This window comes from Roseomonas nitratireducens, assembly GCF_017813355.1.
In the GTDB taxonomy this organism is placed as follows: Bacteria; Pseudomonadota; Alphaproteobacteria; order Acetobacterales; family Acetobacteraceae; genus Neoroseomonas; species Neoroseomonas nitratireducens.
In genome coordinates, this window is the sequence record NZ_JAGIYZ010000001.1 from 279,084 (window position 1) to 294,365 (window position 15,282).

Annotated in this window: 16 protein-coding genes; 9 read left to right on the plus strand and 7 right to left on the minus strand. The window is 74.4% G+C overall.

Annotation, left to right across the window (positions count from 1 at the left end):
- Positions 1–341: 341 nt before the first annotated feature.
- On the minus strand, positions 342–827 hold the full coding sequence (locus J5Y09_RS01255) for a GcrA family cell cycle regulator (protein WP_209349893.1): 486 nt from the start codon (positions 825–827) through the stop codon (positions 342–344).
- A 175-nt stretch (positions 828–1,002) separates the two neighbouring features.
- Here J5Y09_RS01255 and J5Y09_RS01260 point away from each other — a divergent pair, with 175 nt between their 5' ends.
- The 4 genes from J5Y09_RS01260 to J5Y09_RS01275 all read left to right on the plus strand — a co-directional run bounded on the left by J5Y09_RS01260 (position 1,003) and on the right by J5Y09_RS01275 (position 4,488).
- Positions 1,003–1,491 (plus strand): winged helix-turn-helix transcriptional regulator, encoded by a 489-nt coding sequence (locus J5Y09_RS01260; RefSeq protein ID WP_245216726.1) that lies wholly within the window; start codon positions 1,003–1,005, stop codon positions 1,489–1,491.
- Positions 1,484–2,827: an MATE family efflux transporter gene (locus tag J5Y09_RS01265; RefSeq protein WP_209349895.1), complete on the plus strand. Its 1,344-nt coding sequence runs from the start codon at positions 1,484–1,486 to the stop codon at positions 2,825–2,827. Before J5Y09_RS01260 ends, J5Y09_RS01265 begins: the two co-directional genes overlap by 8 nt.
- An 82-nt stretch (positions 2,828–2,909) precedes the next feature.
- A complete protein-coding gene (locus J5Y09_RS01270; RefSeq protein WP_209349896.1) occupies positions 2,910–3,368 on the plus strand; it encodes an META domain-containing protein in 459 nt (152 codons plus the stop codon).
- A 169-nt stretch (positions 3,369–3,537) separates the two neighbouring features.
- Complete coding sequence (locus tag J5Y09_RS01275) at positions 3,538–4,488, plus strand: hypothetical protein (protein WP_209349897.1); 951 nt, start codon at positions 3,538–3,540, stop codon at positions 4,486–4,488.
- 6 nt (positions 4,489–4,494) lie between these two features.
- On the opposite strand, the gene J5Y09_RS01280 is transcribed toward J5Y09_RS01275, so the two are convergent.
- Both J5Y09_RS01280 and aroB read right to left on the minus strand, forming a co-directional pair.
- Complete coding sequence (locus J5Y09_RS01280) at positions 4,495–5,067, minus strand: DUF2889 domain-containing protein (RefSeq protein WP_209349898.1); 573 nt, start codon at positions 5,065–5,067, stop codon at positions 4,495–4,497.
- Positions 5,068–5,185: 118 nt separating this feature from the next.
- Complete coding sequence (gene aroB / locus J5Y09_RS01285) at positions 5,186–6,895, minus strand: 3-dehydroquinate synthase (RefSeq protein WP_342451373.1); 1,710 nt, start codon at positions 6,893–6,895, stop codon at positions 5,186–5,188.
- Positions 6,896–6,931: 36 nt separating this feature from the next.
- Here aroB and J5Y09_RS01290 point away from each other — a divergent pair, with 36 nt between their 5' ends.
- The 4 genes from J5Y09_RS01290 to J5Y09_RS01305 are packed head-to-tail and all read left to right on the plus strand — an operon-like array spanning position 6,932 to position 10,541.
- Complete coding sequence (locus J5Y09_RS01290; protein ID WP_209349899.1) at positions 6,932–7,081, plus strand: hypothetical protein; 150 nt, start codon at positions 6,932–6,934, stop codon at positions 7,079–7,081.
- 4 nt (positions 7,082–7,085) lie between these two features.
- Entirely contained in the window at positions 7,086–8,033 is a 948-nt protein-coding gene (locus tag J5Y09_RS01295) for a tyrosine recombinase (RefSeq protein ID WP_209349900.1), read from the plus strand.
- 56 nt (positions 8,034–8,089) lie between these two features.
- Entirely contained in the window at positions 8,090–9,046 is a 957-nt protein-coding gene (locus J5Y09_RS01300) for an acetyl-CoA carboxylase carboxyltransferase subunit alpha (RefSeq protein ID WP_209349901.1), read from the plus strand.
- Positions 9,047–9,062: 16 nt separating this feature from the next.
- Positions 9,063–10,541: an MFS transporter gene (locus J5Y09_RS01305; protein WP_209349902.1), complete on the plus strand. Its 1,479-nt coding sequence runs from the start codon at positions 9,063–9,065 to the stop codon at positions 10,539–10,541.
- A gap of 24 nt (positions 10,542–10,565) precedes the next feature.
- Here the strand turns inward: J5Y09_RS01305 and phnE (J5Y09_RS01310) are convergent, their stop codons facing one another.
- From phnE (J5Y09_RS01310) to phnC, 4 genes are read right to left on the minus strand one after another with little or no spacing between them, the layout of a single operon-like run.
- Entirely contained in the window at positions 10,566–11,402 is an 837-nt protein-coding gene (gene phnE / locus J5Y09_RS01310; RefSeq protein ID WP_209349903.1) for a phosphonate ABC transporter, permease protein PhnE, read from the minus strand.
- A complete protein-coding gene (gene phnE / locus J5Y09_RS01315; protein WP_209349904.1) occupies positions 11,399–12,301 on the minus strand; it encodes a phosphonate ABC transporter, permease protein PhnE in 903 nt (300 codons plus the stop codon). The genes phnE (J5Y09_RS01310) and phnE (J5Y09_RS01315) overlap by 4 nt, the downstream gene beginning before the upstream one ends.
- Complete coding sequence (gene phnD, locus J5Y09_RS01320) at positions 12,298–13,296, minus strand: phosphate/phosphite/phosphonate ABC transporter substrate-binding protein (protein ID WP_209349905.1); 999 nt, start codon at positions 13,294–13,296, stop codon at positions 12,298–12,300. Before phnD ends, phnE (J5Y09_RS01315) begins: the two co-directional genes overlap by 4 nt.
- Positions 13,297–13,322: 26 nt before the next feature.
- Positions 13,323–14,123: a phosphonate ABC transporter ATP-binding protein gene (phnC, locus tag J5Y09_RS01325; protein ID WP_209349906.1), complete on the minus strand. Its 801-nt coding sequence runs from the start codon at positions 14,121–14,123 to the stop codon at positions 13,323–13,325.
- Between the two features lie 142 nt (positions 14,124–14,265).
- Between phnC and J5Y09_RS01330 the strand changes: the two genes are divergently transcribed.
- A complete protein-coding gene (locus J5Y09_RS01330) occupies positions 14,266–15,237 on the plus strand; it encodes a Bug family tripartite tricarboxylate transporter substrate binding protein (protein ID WP_209349907.1) in 972 nt (323 codons plus the stop codon).
- The last annotated feature ends 45 nt before the right edge of the window (positions 15,238–15,282 follow it).

The window sequence follows — 15,282 nt, forward strand, 5'->3', positions numbered from 1 at the left end:
TGCGCCCATGCACGCCGCGCGCCCGCCCCATCCTCGGCAAACGAAAGCGGCCCGAGGCGATGCCTCGGGCCGCGAGCGCGAAGCGCGACCGCGCTGAGACCGTCAGACGCGCCGGGCGCGGCAACGTGTGGCGCGAAGGCAAGGCCCGCGGACGCGGCCCGCCCGCTGTCTGAGGGGCAAAGAGCTCTGAGGGCCAATCGAAAACGGCCCGAGGCGATGCCTCGGGCCGCGAGCGCGAAGCGCGACCGCGCCCAGCCCGTCAGACGCGCCGGGCGCGCCAGTGCATGGCGCGAAGGCAAGGGCCGCGGACGCGGCCCGCCCGCCGTCTGAGGGTCACAAAACTACGCCGCGTCCTCGCGGCGATCCCGCGGCTTCACATAGGCGAGCGCGGCATGCTCGGTGCAGTAGGGCTTGCCCGCCATCGGGTCGCCGCCGCAGAAGCGGAAGCCGCTGGTGCCCGGCTCGCCGATCGGCCAGCAGCAGGTGCGGCTGCCCAGGCGCGGGCGGGACGAGGCCACCGGGAAGGCGCGCACCACCGGCGTGGCCGCCACCGGGGCGGGCGCGGGCGCCACCATCGGGGACGCACGCAGGATGGGCGGCGGAGTGATCCGCGCGGCGGGCATCGGCCGCGGCGCGCGCGGCACCGGCACCGGCCGCGGCGCGGCGTCGCGCCGGATCGGGCTCGGGCGGGCCGGCAGGTTCAGCCGGTGCGCCTTGCCCACCACCGCGTTCTTCGAAATGCCCATCCGCCGGCCGATCTCGGCCGTCGAATGCCCCTCGGCCCAGAGCGCCTTCAAGCGCTCGATCGCCTCCGCCGTCCAGTCCATTGCGCCATCCCCCGATGTGCCCCTGACACAACATACGGTAGTCGCTTCACCCCACCGCACACAAGTTCTGCGATGGCCGCGACCTCATTTTCCTGTGGACAAGCGGTCGAATCCGCAAATGCTTGCAAGCTGCAAGTCTTTGCGGTCCCATGGCCAGGCCCGCCGGAGCCCCGCCATGCGCCCCACCGACTTCTCCCGCATGCGCTGCCCCGTGGCCCGCGCCATGGCGGTGCTCGGCGAACGCTGGACCATCCTGATCCTGCGCGAAGCCTTCGCCGGCACCACGCGCTTCGACGCCTTCGCCGCCAATCTCGGCATCGCGCCCAACATCCTCTCCACCCGCCTGTCCGCGCTGGTCCGCCACGGGGTGATGGAACGGGTGCGGGATGGCGCCCGCCACGCCTATCGCCTGACGGAGCGCGGGCGGGACGCCTTCCCGCTCTACCTCGCCATCCGCGACTGGGGCGCGCGGCATTTCTCCGGCCCGGAAGGACCACCCACCGCAATGCTCGACACCCGAACCGGCGCGCCGGTGACCGCGCCCGCGCCGCTGCGGGCGGACGGATCGCGCATCCTGCCGGAGGAGGTCCGGATCCTGCCCGGCCCCGGCGCGAACGACGCGATCCGCCGCCGCTTCGGCGCGGGGGATGCGGCGCATGGCTGACGCCGCCGCCATCGCCCCGCCCTCCGGCACGCGGGCGCGCCTGGGCCGCATCCTCGCGCTGGCCGCGCCGACCACGCTGCTCGCCGCCACGCAGGTGGCAGCCCAGCTCATCGAGCCCTGGCTCGCCGCGCGGCAGGGCACGGCCGCGCTCGCCGGCTGGGCCGTCGTGCTGCCCTTCGCGCTGCTGCTCAGCCAGATGTCGGCGGGGGCGATGGGCGGCGGCGTGGTTTCCGCCATCGCCCGCGCGCTGGGTGCCGGGCGGCGGGAGGACGCGGCGGCGCTGGCGACGCACGCGCTCGTCATCGCCTGCGCCGGCGCGGCGCTCTTCGCCATTCCGCTCGCGCTGTTTCCGCGCGGCATCCTGGGGCTGATCGGCGGGGCGGAAGCGGCCGCGGCGGGGGCGGCCTATTGCGCCTGGATGTTCGGCGCGGGGGCGCTGCCGGCCTGGCTCGCGAACACCCTTGCCTCGATCCTGCGGGGCGGCGGGCGGCACGCGCTGGCCGCGCGGGGCGTGGTGGGGGGCTGGATCGCCTATCCCCCGCTCGCCTGGCTGCTGATGGAACCCGCGGGGCTGGGGCTTGCCGGCGCGGGCATCGCCTTCGCGGTCAGCATGACCGGCGCGGCGGCGGTCATGGCGGCGGTCGTCTTCGCCGGCGGCGCGGGCTTCGTGCCGTCGCTGCGGGGCGGGCTGCGGGCGGCGCTGTTCCGGCGGATCCTGTCGGTCGGGCTGGTGGCCTGCGCCATGGCGACGGTCGCGAACCTCGCCACCATCCTGGTCACGGCCAGCATCGCGCGGCACGGGGCGGCGGCGGTGGCCGGCTACGGCATCTCGGCGCGGATGGAGTTCCTGATGATCCCGCTCGCCTTCGGCGTCGGCTCGGCGCTGACCGCCCTGGTGGGCCGCGCGGTCGGCGCGGGGGATTGGGCGGAGGCGCGGGCGATCGCCTGGACCGGTGGGGGGCTCGCGCTCGCGGTCACCAGTGCGGTCGCGATCCCCGTCGCGCTGTTCCCGGCGGCGACGGCGGCGGCCTTCACGGCCGACCCCGCGGTGCGGGTGGTGGCGACCGAGGCGCTGTCCATCATCGGCTGGGCCATGCCCGGCTTCGGCATCGGCATGGCGCTGTATTTCGCTGCGATGGGGGCGGGTCGCATGGCCTGGCCGGTCGCCGCCGCGCTCAGCCGCATCGCCCTGGCCGTGGGCGGCGGCTGGCTGCTGGGCGACGCGATGGGCCTGGGGCTGACCGGGCAGTTCGTCGCGGTGGCGCTCGGCATCACCGCCTATGGCGCGATCTGCGCGGCGGCGGTGCGGCCCGCGGTCTGGCCGGGGCGGGGCTGAGGCGCGCCGGCGCAGGACGGATGTGCAGGCGCTGCATCCCCGCTGCCCCCGCCATGCCGCTTTCGGGCGGGATGCTTCGCCCATGCACGCCCCACGCCGCGCGGCGCTCGCCGCCATCCTGATCCTGCCCGGCCTCGCCCAGGCCATGCCGTCGCGTCCGAGCGACCCGCCGGGGGCGGGCGTCCGCGCGCCGTTCCACGTGACGTCCGAGGAGACCCCGCGCGGCGCGCCCTGGACGGTCGAGGAGATCGCCGGGCGCGGCGTGGACGACCGCCCGCCGGTCGAGCTGGTCCTGCTGCCGGAAGGCCGGGCCGGCGGCACCGGCGGCTGCAACCGCTTCACCGGCGGCTACACGCTGGACGGCGCGGCGCTGCGCTTCGGCGCGCTGGCGGCGACCCGCATGGCCTGCGCGCCGGCGCTGATGGAACGCGAACAGCGCTTCTTCGCCGCGATGGCCGAGGTGCGCGCCTGGCGCATCGAGCATGGCCGCCTGCTGCTGACCGATGCGGGCGGCGGGGTGGTGCTGCGCCTGGTCCGCTGAGGCCGGACCGCCGCGCCGTCGCCGACGGATGCGCGGCCGGTTCGCCGGGAATTTCGCCCGTGGCAACGCTTCCTTCACCCGATTGGGGCTGACTCCAAGGGTTTTCGGAGGCGCGACACATCTCACGGGTTCGTGATTTCATGGATCGTCCGCGCGGGGCACCGCCGGCATGAGCGCGCGGGCCGATCCGCCGCCATCCGTCGCCGATGCGCGCCCCTGGGGGCCGCAGCAGGGCGGGCTGATCAAGCGGGCGCTGGAAGGCGGCGCGCGGCTGCTCGGCCGTGGCGCGCCGCCGCAGCCGGAGGCGCCGCCGCGCGCGGAACCCCCTGCCGTGGCGGAAGCGCCCCCCGTCCTGCTCGTCGCGCCCGCGGGGCCCGACCCGGCGGAACGGCGCGCCTGGGCCGACCGGCTCTGGGGCGAGGGGCTTTGCCTGCCGGGCGGGGCGGCGGAGCTGCTGCGCCTGTCGGCTCTCCTGCCGCTGACGCCGGATGCGACCCTGCTGCTGGCCGGGGACGGCGCCCGCGCCGCCGGGGGGATCGTCTCGGGCGCGCGGGGCTGCTTCGTCTCGGCCTTCGACCCGCTGGCGGAACCCCCTTCCGCCGCCCCCAAGCCGGGGCGGAAGGTGACGGCCGCGCCCTTCGACCCGGCGGCGCCGGCCTTCCGCGCCCGCTACCACAACCACGCCATGCTGCTGGAACCCTTCCGCGGCGGCGGTTCCCCCGCGGCCCTGCTGGCGGCGACGGCGGCCGGGCTGCGCGCCGGCGGGCAGCTCGTGCTGCTCGACCTGGTCGTGCGGGACGCGCCGGCCGCGGGACGGTGGCTCGAGGCCGAGTGCCGCCGCGCCCCGCCGCCCGAGGCCGAGATCCCCCGCGCGCTCGCCGCCGCCGGCTTCCAGGTGAATGTGGTGGAGGATGCCGGCCCGCGGCACCGCCGGGCGGTGATGGAGGCCTGGGCCGCGCTGACCGAGGCCCTGCGCGGCGAGGCGACGCGCCCGACCCCGGCCGCGGCGCGCGCGATGGTCGAGGAGGCCGAGGCCTGGCTGCTGCGCCTGCGGCTGCTGGAACAGGGGCGGCTGCGGTTGCTGCGCTGGCACGCCACGATGGCGCGCGCGCCGTCCTGAGGACGGCTATTCGGCCGCGTTGCGGTCCTCGACCAGCCAGGGCCAGCGCATCGCGACCACCGGGCTGTCCGGATGGTAGGCGAGGCAGGTGCCGATGATCTTCGGCTTCTCCCGCACGCCCGTCGCTTCCTCTCGCGCCAGTTCCTTCTGGCGCCGCACGGGATAGAGCGTCTGGTAGGCGACGGTGGCCATCTGGGCCAGCATCTCCCGCAGATGGGTGCAGCCGAGCGTGCCGCCGACCCGTTCCTGCACCGCCTTGTTGAAGCCCGGCCCGATGCGCAGCCCGGCCAGCCGCGCGAAGTTCGGCGCCGCCTGCGGGCAGATGGCGTAGGGCGTGTGGTCGGAGGATGCCTCGCAGGCGTGGATCAGCAGGTCGTCATCGACCGTCAGGCGGATCCACATGCCGTGCAGCGGCGTGCCGGGGGCGAGCCAGCCCTTCTCCTCGTTCTCGAAGCCGTAGGACTTGGTGTCGAGCAGCGAGGCCTCGATGTCGTACAGGCCATCGGCGCGGGCATAGCCCTGCATGTCGATGACGCGCCGGTGCATGGGCTGGCGGTCGGCGGGTGCGGAGAGCGGCATGGCTCTCGCGTATCGCAGCCGCGAAGCGATTGCCAGATGCGGCGCGCTTCGTGACGGGTTCCAAGGGCCTTTCGGCCCTTGGCGGGGAGAGCGCGAGAGGGGGCGGCGCCCCTCTCGTTCAGGTCGCCCCTTCGTCCCGCAACAGCCGCGCCACTTCCTCCGCCGGCACCTCGGAACTGGTGAAGCAATCCCCCGGCGCGCGCATCAGCACGAAGCGCATCCGCCCGTCGCGGTTCTTCTTGTCCTTGGCCATGCGGCCGAGCAGCGCATCCACCGAAAAGCCGCGCGGCAGGTCGGCCATGCGCGCCGGCAGCCCGCAGGCCGCCAGGTGCGCGATGACGCGGGACGGCCATTCCTGGCTGCAATGCCCCAGCCGTGCCGACAGCGCCGCGGCCAGGCCGAGCCCGACGCCGACCGCCTCCCCATGCAGGACGGACCCGTCGAAGCCGGCCTCGGCCTCGATCGCATGGCCGAAGGTGTGGCCGAGGTTGAGCAGGGCGCGGCCGCCTTCGGCGCTTTCCTCCCGCTCATCCGCCGCGACCACGGCGGCCTTCAGCCGGCAGGATTCGAGCACGGCATGGGTCAGCGCGTCGGCCTCCCCCGCCACGGCGCGGGCGCCATGGGCCTCGCACCACTCCCACAGCGGGCCCTGCAGCAGCCCGTGCTTGGCGACTTCCGCGTAGCCGGCGCGGAGTTCGCGGGCCGGGAGCGTCGCCAGCGTGTCGGTATCGGCCAGCACGATGCGCGGCTGGTGGAAGGCGCCGGCGAGGTTCTTGCCGGCCTTGAGGTTCACCCCGGTCTTGCCGCCCACGCTGCTGTCCACCTGGGCGAGCAGGGTGGTCGGCACCTGCACGAAGGGCAGGCCGCGCATCGCGACCGCCGCGGCGAAGCCGGCGAGGTCCCCCACCACGCCGCCGCCGAGGGCCACCACCGCCGTGCGGCGGTCCACCCCCGCGCCGAGCATGGCTTCGAGCAACCCGTGCAGCCGGGAAAAATCCTTGGATGCCTCGCCGGGCGGGACGGCGATCTCGGCGAGGATGGCGATGTCCGCCGCGGCCAGGCCCGCCCGCAGCGTGGGAAGATGGATCGGGCCGACCGATTCGTCGGTGACGATGACGACCCGCCGCGCGGGCAGGACGGGGCCGATCAGCCCGCCGGCGCGGGCGAGCAGGCCGGGGCCGACCAGCACCTCATAGCCGCGATCCCCCAGCCCCACGGGCAGGCGGCGCGGCGGGACGGAGGCATCCAGCGCGTCCTGCACCCTGCGCGTCGTGGTCTCGGGGCTTTCGTCGGTGCAGGTCACGGTCACTTCGGCCTCGGCGTAGAAGGGGTGGCGCGCCGTCATCAGCCGCTGCAGCACCTGCACCGGGTCGGCGTTGAGGAACATCGGCCGGTGTTCCCGCCCCGCGACGCGGCGGAGCAGGATCGGCAGGTCGCATTTCAGCCAGACGGTCGCCGCGCCGCTGGCCTGGATCGCGCTGCGCGTCAGCGGGTCGGCGAAGGCGCCGCCGCCGGTCGCCAGCACCAGGGGCGGGCCGGCGAGCAGGCGGGTGATGACGCGCCTTTCCCCGTCCCGGAAATGCGGTTCGCCGTAGCGGGCGAAGATTTCCGTGATGGGCATGCCGGCGGCCTGCTCGATCTCGGCATCCGCGTCGCGGAAGGGCAGGCCGAGCCGGGCGGCGAGCCGCCGGCCGATCGCGGTCTTGCCCGCGCCGGGCATGCCCACAAGGACGATCGCCCGCGCGCCGGCGGTGGAGGCGGAGGGGGGCGGGGGTTCGACGCGAAGATCGATGGCGGAGTTGCGCTGCACGGGGGCGGAGGCTAGCACACCTCCCAGCGTTCGTGAGGGAGCCGCCGCAAGCCCATGTCCCGCAGCCCCTTCCTGCTGCTGTTCCTGCTGTTGCTGGGCGCGGTCGCGGTCGGGCTGCTGGTGGTCGGCGCCTTCCCGCCAGCGGTCACGCCCCAGCCGGTGGAACGGACCCTGCCCAACGACCGGTTCCAGTCGACGCGATAGCGCGATGGCGGGCAGGGGCAGGCCGCGCAAGGCCGGGCCGGCGCGGGCCGCCGCCGGCGCCCACCATGCCGAGGCCTTCCTGGAAATGCTGGCGGCCGAGCGCGGGGCCGCGCGCAACACGCTGGCCGCCTATCGCGCCGACCTCGAGGATTTTTCCGGGTTCGCCGCCGCCCGCGGGCTGCCCCTGAACGGGGCGGGGGCCGAGGATCTGCGCGCCTGGGCGGCGGGGTTGGCCGCGGCGGGGCTCGCGGCGCGCACCCAGGCCCGGCGGCTGTCCGCCATCCGCCAGTTCCACCGTTTCCTGGCGCGGGAAGGGGTGCGGCCGGACGACCCGACCGAACTGCTCGACAGCCCCCGCCTGCCGGCCAGCCTGCCCCGCGCGCTGGGCGAATCGGAGGTGACGGCGCTGATCGAGGCCGCGTCGCGCCTGCCCGGCCGGCGCGGCCCGGTCGCGGCGGCGGCGGTCGAGCTGCTGTACTGCTCGGGCCTGCGGGCGAGCGAACTCGTTGCCCTGCCCGCCGGGGCGCTGCGGGCCGAGGAAGGACTGGTCGCCGTCCGCGGCAAGGGGGGCAAGGAAAGGCTCGTGCCGGTCTCCGCCCGCGCCCGGGCGCTGGCGCTGGCCGCCCGGACGGACGCGGCCGAGCGCGCCGGGCCGCGCGGGGCGCGCTGGCTGTTCCCCTCCCGCGCCGCGGCGGGGCACATGACGCGGCAATCCCTCGCGCTGCTGCTGAAGGAGGCGGCGGGGGAAGCGGGCATCGACCCGGACCGCGTCAGCCCGCATGTGCTGCGGCATTCCTTCGCCTCCCACCTGCTGGGGCGGGGGGCGGACCTGCGCAGCCTGCAGGTGCTGCTGGGGCATGCCGACATCGCGACCACGCAGATCTACACCAAGGTGCTGGAGGAGCGGCTGAAGGCGCTGGTCGAGGCGCATCACCCCCTGGCGACCGGATGAGGCCCTTCGGAAGGGGGGTCGCGCCCCGCCCCAAATTCCGCTAACCCCCCGGCCCCATGCGGCACTTCCTGGATTTCGAAAAGCCGATCGCCGAACTCGAGGGCAAGATCGAGGAGCTGCGCCGGACCACCGACGCGGGCGGCATCGACGTGGCCGAGGAGGTCGGGCGCCTGCACGACAAGGCGCAGACGCTGCTCAAGGCCACCTACGCCAAGCTCACGCCCTGGCAGAAGGCGCAGGTGGCCCGCCACCCGGACCGCCCGCACGCCAAGGACTACATCGAGGCGCTTGTCACCGACTTCACCCCGCTCGCCGGCGACCGCGCCTTCGCGGACGACCTGGCCGTGATCGGCGGCATGGGCCGCTTCCGCGGCCGCGCGGTGATGGTGCTGGGCACCGAGCGCGGCCACGACACGGAAAGCCGCGTGAAGCACAATTTCGGCATGGCCCGGCCGGAAGGCTACCGCAAGGCGCGGCGGCTGATGGACCTGGCCGGCCGCTTCGGCCTGCCGATCCTGTCCTTCGTCGACACCGCCGGCGCCTTCCCCGGGATCGACGCCGAGGCCCGCGGCCAGGCGGAAGCGATCGCACGGTCGATCGAGGCCGGGCTCGAGGCGCCGGTGCCCTTCATCGCCACCATCATCGGCGAAGGCGGGTCGGGCGGCGCCATCGCGCTGGCCGCGGCCGACCGCGTGGTGATGCTGGAACACGCGATCTACTCGGTGATCAGCCCGGAGGGCTGCGCCTCCATCCTCTGGCGCGATTCGGCGCAGGCGTCGACGGCGGCCGAGGCGCTGAAGCTGACCGCCGACGACCTCAAGCGCCTGAACCTGGTGGATGCGGTGCTGCCCGAGCCGCTCGGCGGCGCGCATCGCGATGCCGAGGCGACGATCGCGGCACTGGGCGACACCATCGCCGGGCTGCTCGCCCCGCTGGTCGAACTGGACGGCGCCACGCTGCGCGCGCGGCGGCGCGAGAAGTTCCTCGAGATGGGGCGGAGCGGGGTGATCTGAACCCGGGGGCGGCGGGATGAGCGAGGCCGACGCCGCGCTGCGCGACCGCTTCATGCGCGCCTTTCCGGCGGTCGCGCTCGTCATCTTCCTCGCCGCCATCGACCAGACCATCGTCGCCACCGCCCTGCCGGCCATCGCGGCCGAGATGGGCGGCATCGAGCGCGCCTCCTGGATCATCGTGGCCTATCTGGTGGCGGCGACCTGCGCCGCGCCGGTCTTCGGGCAGCTGGGCGACGCCTTCGGGCGCAGGCGGCTGCTGTTCGCGGCCCTCGCGGTGTTCTTCGCGGGCTGCGCGGGCTGCGTGCTGGCGCCGGACCTGCCGACGCTGGTCGCCGCGCGCATCGTGCAGGGCTTCGGCGGCGGGGCGCTGCTGACGCTGGCGCAGGCGCTGATCGGGGAAGCGGTGCCGCCGCGCGAGCGCGGCCGCTACCAGGCGCGCATCGCGGGGTCCTATGCCTTCGCCTCGGCCTTCGGGCCGGTGGCGGGGGGATACCTCACGCAGGAATTCGGCTGGCGGTCGATCTTCGTGACGCTGCTGCCGCTGGCGGTGCTGTGCGCGGTGCTGGCGCGGCGGCTGCCGGTGGTGCGCGCGGCGCGCGGCGGGGTGGCGCTGCGCTTCGACTGGGCGGGGCTGGCGCTGTTCGTCGTCGCCGTCGCGGCCGCGCTGGTGGCGCTCGATCGCGCGCGCAGGCTCGATCCCGCGCTGCTGCCGGCGGCGGCGATGCTGGCGGGCGTGGCGTTCGGCGCGGGGCTGCTGCTGCTGCGCGTGGAGCGCGCGGCGCGCGACCCGCTGCTGCCGCTGGCGATGTTCGCGGAAGCCTCGATCTGGCGGGCCTATGCCGTCTCGGCCTGCGTGGTCGGCGCGCAGGTGGGCATGATCTCCTTCCTGCCGGTCTGGCTGCAGACGGTGCGCGGGCTGGAACCCGGTCCCGCCGGCCTGATGCTGCTGGCGATGTCGGTGGGCGGCGCGAGCGGGGCCTTCTTCGCCGGGCGGATGGTCGCGCGCACCGGCTTCGCCATGCGCTGGCCGGCGCTGTTCCTGCCAGCGTCGAGCGCGATCTGGGCGGGGCTTGCCCTGACCGCGGACGGGCTGCCGATGCCGGCCTTCGTGGCGCTGGTGGCCCTTGCCTCCTTCGGCGCGGGCACCTCCTTCCCCGTCGTGCAGGTGACGGCGCAGATGGCGGCGGGGCGGGAGAGGCTGGGCGCGGCTTCGGCCGGCGTCGCCTTTTCGCGCAACATCGGCGCGGCGGCGGGCACGGCGCTGGTCGCGGCCATCGTCTTCGGCGCGGTCACGCTGGCGGGCGGGGAGGTGCCGGCCGCCTTCCGCCGCCTGGTCGCGGAAGGGGCCGGCTTCGTCGCGGCGCTGGGGCCGGAGGCGGCGGCGCTGCTGCGGGCGGAACTGGCCGAGGCGTTCCGCACGCTGTTCGCGACCGCCGCCGTGCTGACCGCCATGGCGGCGGTGCTGGCGTGGCGCGTCCCGATGCGGCGGGTGTGAGGGCGCGGCGCGGGCCGCGCCCGATCAGCCCTGCGCGCCGATCAGCCGGCGGCGGATGCGCCCCGATATCCAGTCGATGACGGCGACCGTCGCGATCATCAGGATGATGATGAAGGCGACCTCGTCCCAGTGGCGGACGCGGATGCGCTCGGCGATCTGCAGCCCGATGCCGCCCGCGCCGACCACGCCGAGGATGGCGGCGGATCGCGTGTTGCTTTCGAAGAAGTACAGCGCCTGGGCGAGCATGACGGGGGCGACCTGCGGCAGGATGCCGAAGCGGATGGCCGAGAGCCTACCGCCGCCGGCCGCGACCACGCCTTCGGCCTGCTTCTTCTCGGCGTTCTCGATCGCCTCGGCGTAGAGCTTCGCCAGCACCGCGATGTCGGCGGTGAAGATGGCGAGCACGCCGGCCAGCGGCCCGAGCCCGACCGCGCGCACATAGGCGAGCGCCCAGATGAGCTGGTCGACACCGCGGAAGCCGTCCAGCACCCGGCGCAGCGAGAAGCGCCAGAGCGTCGCGGTCACGATGTTCCGCGCGCCGAGGAAGCCGAGCGGGATGGCGACGAGCGCGGCCAGGAAGGTGCCGAGGAACGCCATGGCGACGCTTTCGGCCATGCCCTTCAGGATCTCGACCCAGAGTTCGCCCGGCGAAGGCGGGACCATGAGCACGATGATGGTGCCCAGCCCCGACAGCCCGTTCCACAGCCGCTGCGGGGAGAAGCCGAACCACCACAGCGCGCCCGCGAGCCAGGCCAGGAACAGCGCGAGGCCGGCCGCGCGCAGCGCGCGCGTGGCGGGGCTGGGGCCGAAGGCGGCGGGCATGCGCTCGCGCCACATCGCGACATTCGCGCGGGCGTTCATCGTGCCGCCTCCAGCCGCCCGATCGCGGCGTGGCGCAGGCGTTCGGACAGCAGGTCGACGCAGGCGACCGTCAGGATGATCAGCAGCACGATGGCGCTGATCTCCTCATAGTAGTTGAAGGAGATCACCTTATACAGCTCCTCCCCGATGCCGCCCGCGCCGACGAACCCGATGACCGAGGCGGAGCGGATGTTCACCTCGAAGCGCAGCAGCAGGTAGGACAGGATGTTGGGCAGCACCTGCGGCAGGATGGCGAAGCGGCAGCCATGCGCCCAGGAGCCGCCGGCCGCGCGCACCGCCTCCCACGGCTTTATGTCGGCGTTCTCGATCGCTTCCGCGAAGAGTTTCCCGTTGGCGCCCGCGCTGTGCAGCGCGATGGCGAGGATGCCGGCCAGCGCGCCGACGCCGAAGGCCCAGACGAAGATCAGCGCGTAGACGATCTCCGGTACCGTGCGCAGCGCTTCCAGCACGCGGCGGGTCGCGTGGTAGACCCAGCCCGTGGGCGCGATGTTGCGCGAGGCTGGGAAGGCGAGCAGCAGCGCGAAAGCGGATCCCATGATCGTTGCGAGCGCCGCCATGTTCGCGGTCTCGAGGATCAGCCAGGCCCATTCGGGCAGCCGGTACATCCAGAAGGCGAGGGAGCCTTCCGTCTCGGCATCCGCGAACAGCGCGGCCCAGCGCAGGTCCGGCAGGATGCGGCCAAAATACTCGCCGATGCGCGGCAGCCCGGCCCAGAGCGTCGCGGGATGGGCTTCCGCCACCCATGCCGCGACGATCAGGCAGGCGAGCAGGATGGCGCCGAACAGCAGCGCCTGCGCGCGCTTCTGCCGGCGCGCGGCGCGATAGGCTTCCTCCCCGCGGATCACCGCGGGGAGGCCGGTGGCGTAGGCCGCGCTCACGAACGCCGGCGGCGCGCGGCCATTTCCTCGCGGCGGATCTCGACGATCAGCTCGTAATCCTCGTGCCGCACTTCGCGGTAGCCGGTGCCCGAGCCGCGCTCCACCTGGCGGTAGATCTCCGGGTGCGCCTTGGGCAGCGTGAGGTGGAAGCGCTTCCAGTCCTCCTTGAAGGCGGCGGGCAGTTCGGTGCGCGCGGCGTGCGGGCCGTTCACGATCGGCTCGCTGGTCCAGATGATGCGCAGGTCACGCATGTTGAGCATGCCCTTGTCGACCATGGCGCGCAGGTTGCCCCGGCTGAAGCCCTGGTTCACGTCGCCCTGGCCCGAGGCCCAGGTCACCGCGCCGTCGTACTGGCGCTGCAGCACCGCGACCACGCCCTGTTCATGCCCGCCGGCGAAGCCGGTGCGGGAGAAGTAGCCGCTGCCGTCCACGGCGATCCCCTGCCGGCGCAGCGCGAAGCGCGGGATCAGGTAGCCCGAGGTGGAGTTCGGATCGGCCCAGGCGAGCGACTTGCCGCGCATCTGCTCGAGGCTCGTGATGCCGGAATCGGCACGCACCACCATCACCGCGACATAGGAGATGGAGCCGTCCGATTCCTCGGCCGTCAGCAGCGGCTCGACGCCGCCATTGGTATCGAGCCAGGCGCCGGCATAGCCCGACGGGCCCAGCGCCGCGACCTCGATCTGCTTCGCGCTGAAGGCCTGCAGCACGCCGGCGTAGTCGGAGGCCGGGAACAGCCGCGTCGGCACGCCGAAGGTGCGCTCCAGCAATTCGCGATAGGGGCCGAAGCGGCCCATGCGGTCGGCCTCGTTCTCCCCGCCGAGCAGGCCGACGCGCAGCGTCGGCACCTGCTCCGCCCAGGGGCGGCGGCCGGCGGTGGGGAAGGCTTCGGCGAAGGTCTCGGTGCGGCGGGGCGTCCAGGCCTGGGCGCGGGCGAGGGCGGGCGCCAGGGCGGCGCCGGCGACGAGGCCGGCAAGGCTGCGGCGGGTGACCATGGGGGCAATCTCCCTTGGGGGTTGGATCAGGCGGGGACGGCGTGGCGGGGCGGCGGCGCGCCGACGGCGGCGGCCGCTTCCTCGGCGAATTCCTCCTCGGTCACGCCGTAGACCTCGCGGATGCGCGCGGCGGTCAGCGCGGCGGGCGGCCCGTCGAAGACGATCCGGCCGGCGTTCAGCGCGACGATGCGGTCGCAATAGTCCCGCGCGGTGGCGAGGTCGTGCAGGTTGACGAGCACGGTGATGCCTTCGCGGTTCACGCCACGCAGCGCGTCCATCACGGTGCGGGAGTTGCGCGGGTCGAGGCTCGCGATCGGTTCGTCGGCGAGGATGATGCGCGGTTCCTGCAGCAGTGCGCGCGCGATCGCGACGCGCTGCTGCTGCCCGCCCGACAGCGTGTCGGCGCGCTGCAGCGCGGTCTCGGCGAGGTCGAAGCGGTCCAGCGCGGCGAGCGCCATTGCGCGCTCCTCGGCCGTGAACATCCGCAGCAGGGACGTCATCAGCGGCCGGCGGTTCAACCGCCCGACCAGGACGTTGGTCAGCACGTCGAGCCGCTGCACCAGGTTGAACTGCTGGAAGATCATCGCGCAGCGCATGCGCCAGTCGCGCAGCGCGCGGCCGCGCAGGGCGGTCACGTCGGTGCCCTCGAAGCGGACGCGGCCCTCGCACGGGTCGGTCAGCCGGTTCACCATGCGCAGCATCGTGGACTTGCCCGCGCCCGAGCGGCCGATCACGCCCACCATCTGGCCCGCAGGCACGGCGAGCGAGACCCCGTCGACCGCGATCTTCGCGCCGAAGCGGCGCGTCAGCCCCTCGATCTGCAGCATGTGCCACCCGTCCCTGTGCCGCGGCGCAGTAGCAGCGGGGCGTGACGCGCGGATGACAGCCCGATGAACGAAGCGTTGCGGCGGATGATTGCGGACCCGCCGGCGGGGCGGCACGATGCGCGCAAAGCCAGGAGGAAACACCATGACGTCGCGCCGCGCCCTGCTCGCCGCCCCGCTTGCCCTGCCCGCGCTGGCCCGCCCCGCCGCGGGGCAGGATGCCTGGCCGACGCGGTCTGTCGGCGTGCTGCTCGGCTATCCGCCGGCGGGTGTCACGGACTTCGCCTCCCGCGCCGTGTGCGAGCGCATGTCGCGCGCGCTGGGCCAGACGCTGGTGCTGGAGAACCGCCCCGGGGCGGCGACCGCCGTCGCCAACACCGCCGTCGCGCAGGCGCGGCCGGATGGCTACACGCTGCTGATGGGCACCTCGACGCTCGCCATCAACCCGGCGCTGCAGCCCAGCCTGACGCCGCGCGAGCCGATGCGCGAACTCACGCCGATCGGCATGATCTTCCGCACCGCCTTCGTGCTGCACGTGCATCCGTCGGTGCCGGCGCGCACGCCCGCGGAACTCATCGCCCATGCCAAGGCCAATCCGGGGAAGCTGAACTTCGGGTCCTCCGGCACCGGGGCGGTGAACCACCTGTGCCTGGAGCTGTTCCGCGCGCGCGCCGGGATCGACGTGGTGCACGTGCCCTATCGCGGCGGCGCGCCGGCGCTGCTCGACCTGCGGGCAGGGCGCATCCAGGGCATGTTCAACGCGGTGCAGGAAGCGTTGCCGGCGGTGCGGGAGGGGGCGACGCGCGCGCTCGCCATATCCTCGAAGGAACGCGCCTCGGCGATGCCGGAACTGCCGCCGCTGGCCGATACGCTGGCCGATTTCGACGGCGTCTTCTGGCAGGGGCTGTTCGGCCCGGCGGGGCTGCCGGCGCCGATCGTCGCGCGCGCCGGCGCCGCGCTGCGGGAAGCCACGACCGACCCGGCGCTGATCGCGCGCATGGCCGAACAAGGCGTGGCGCTGACCACGGGCGACGCGGAGGCGCTGCGCCGGACGCTGGCGGAGGAGACGCAGATGTGGGGGCGGCTTATCCGCGAGCAGAACATCCGGCCGGAATGAGCCGGGCTTGGCGATCGGCCGATCCTTGCTAGGCTCCCGCCGCCG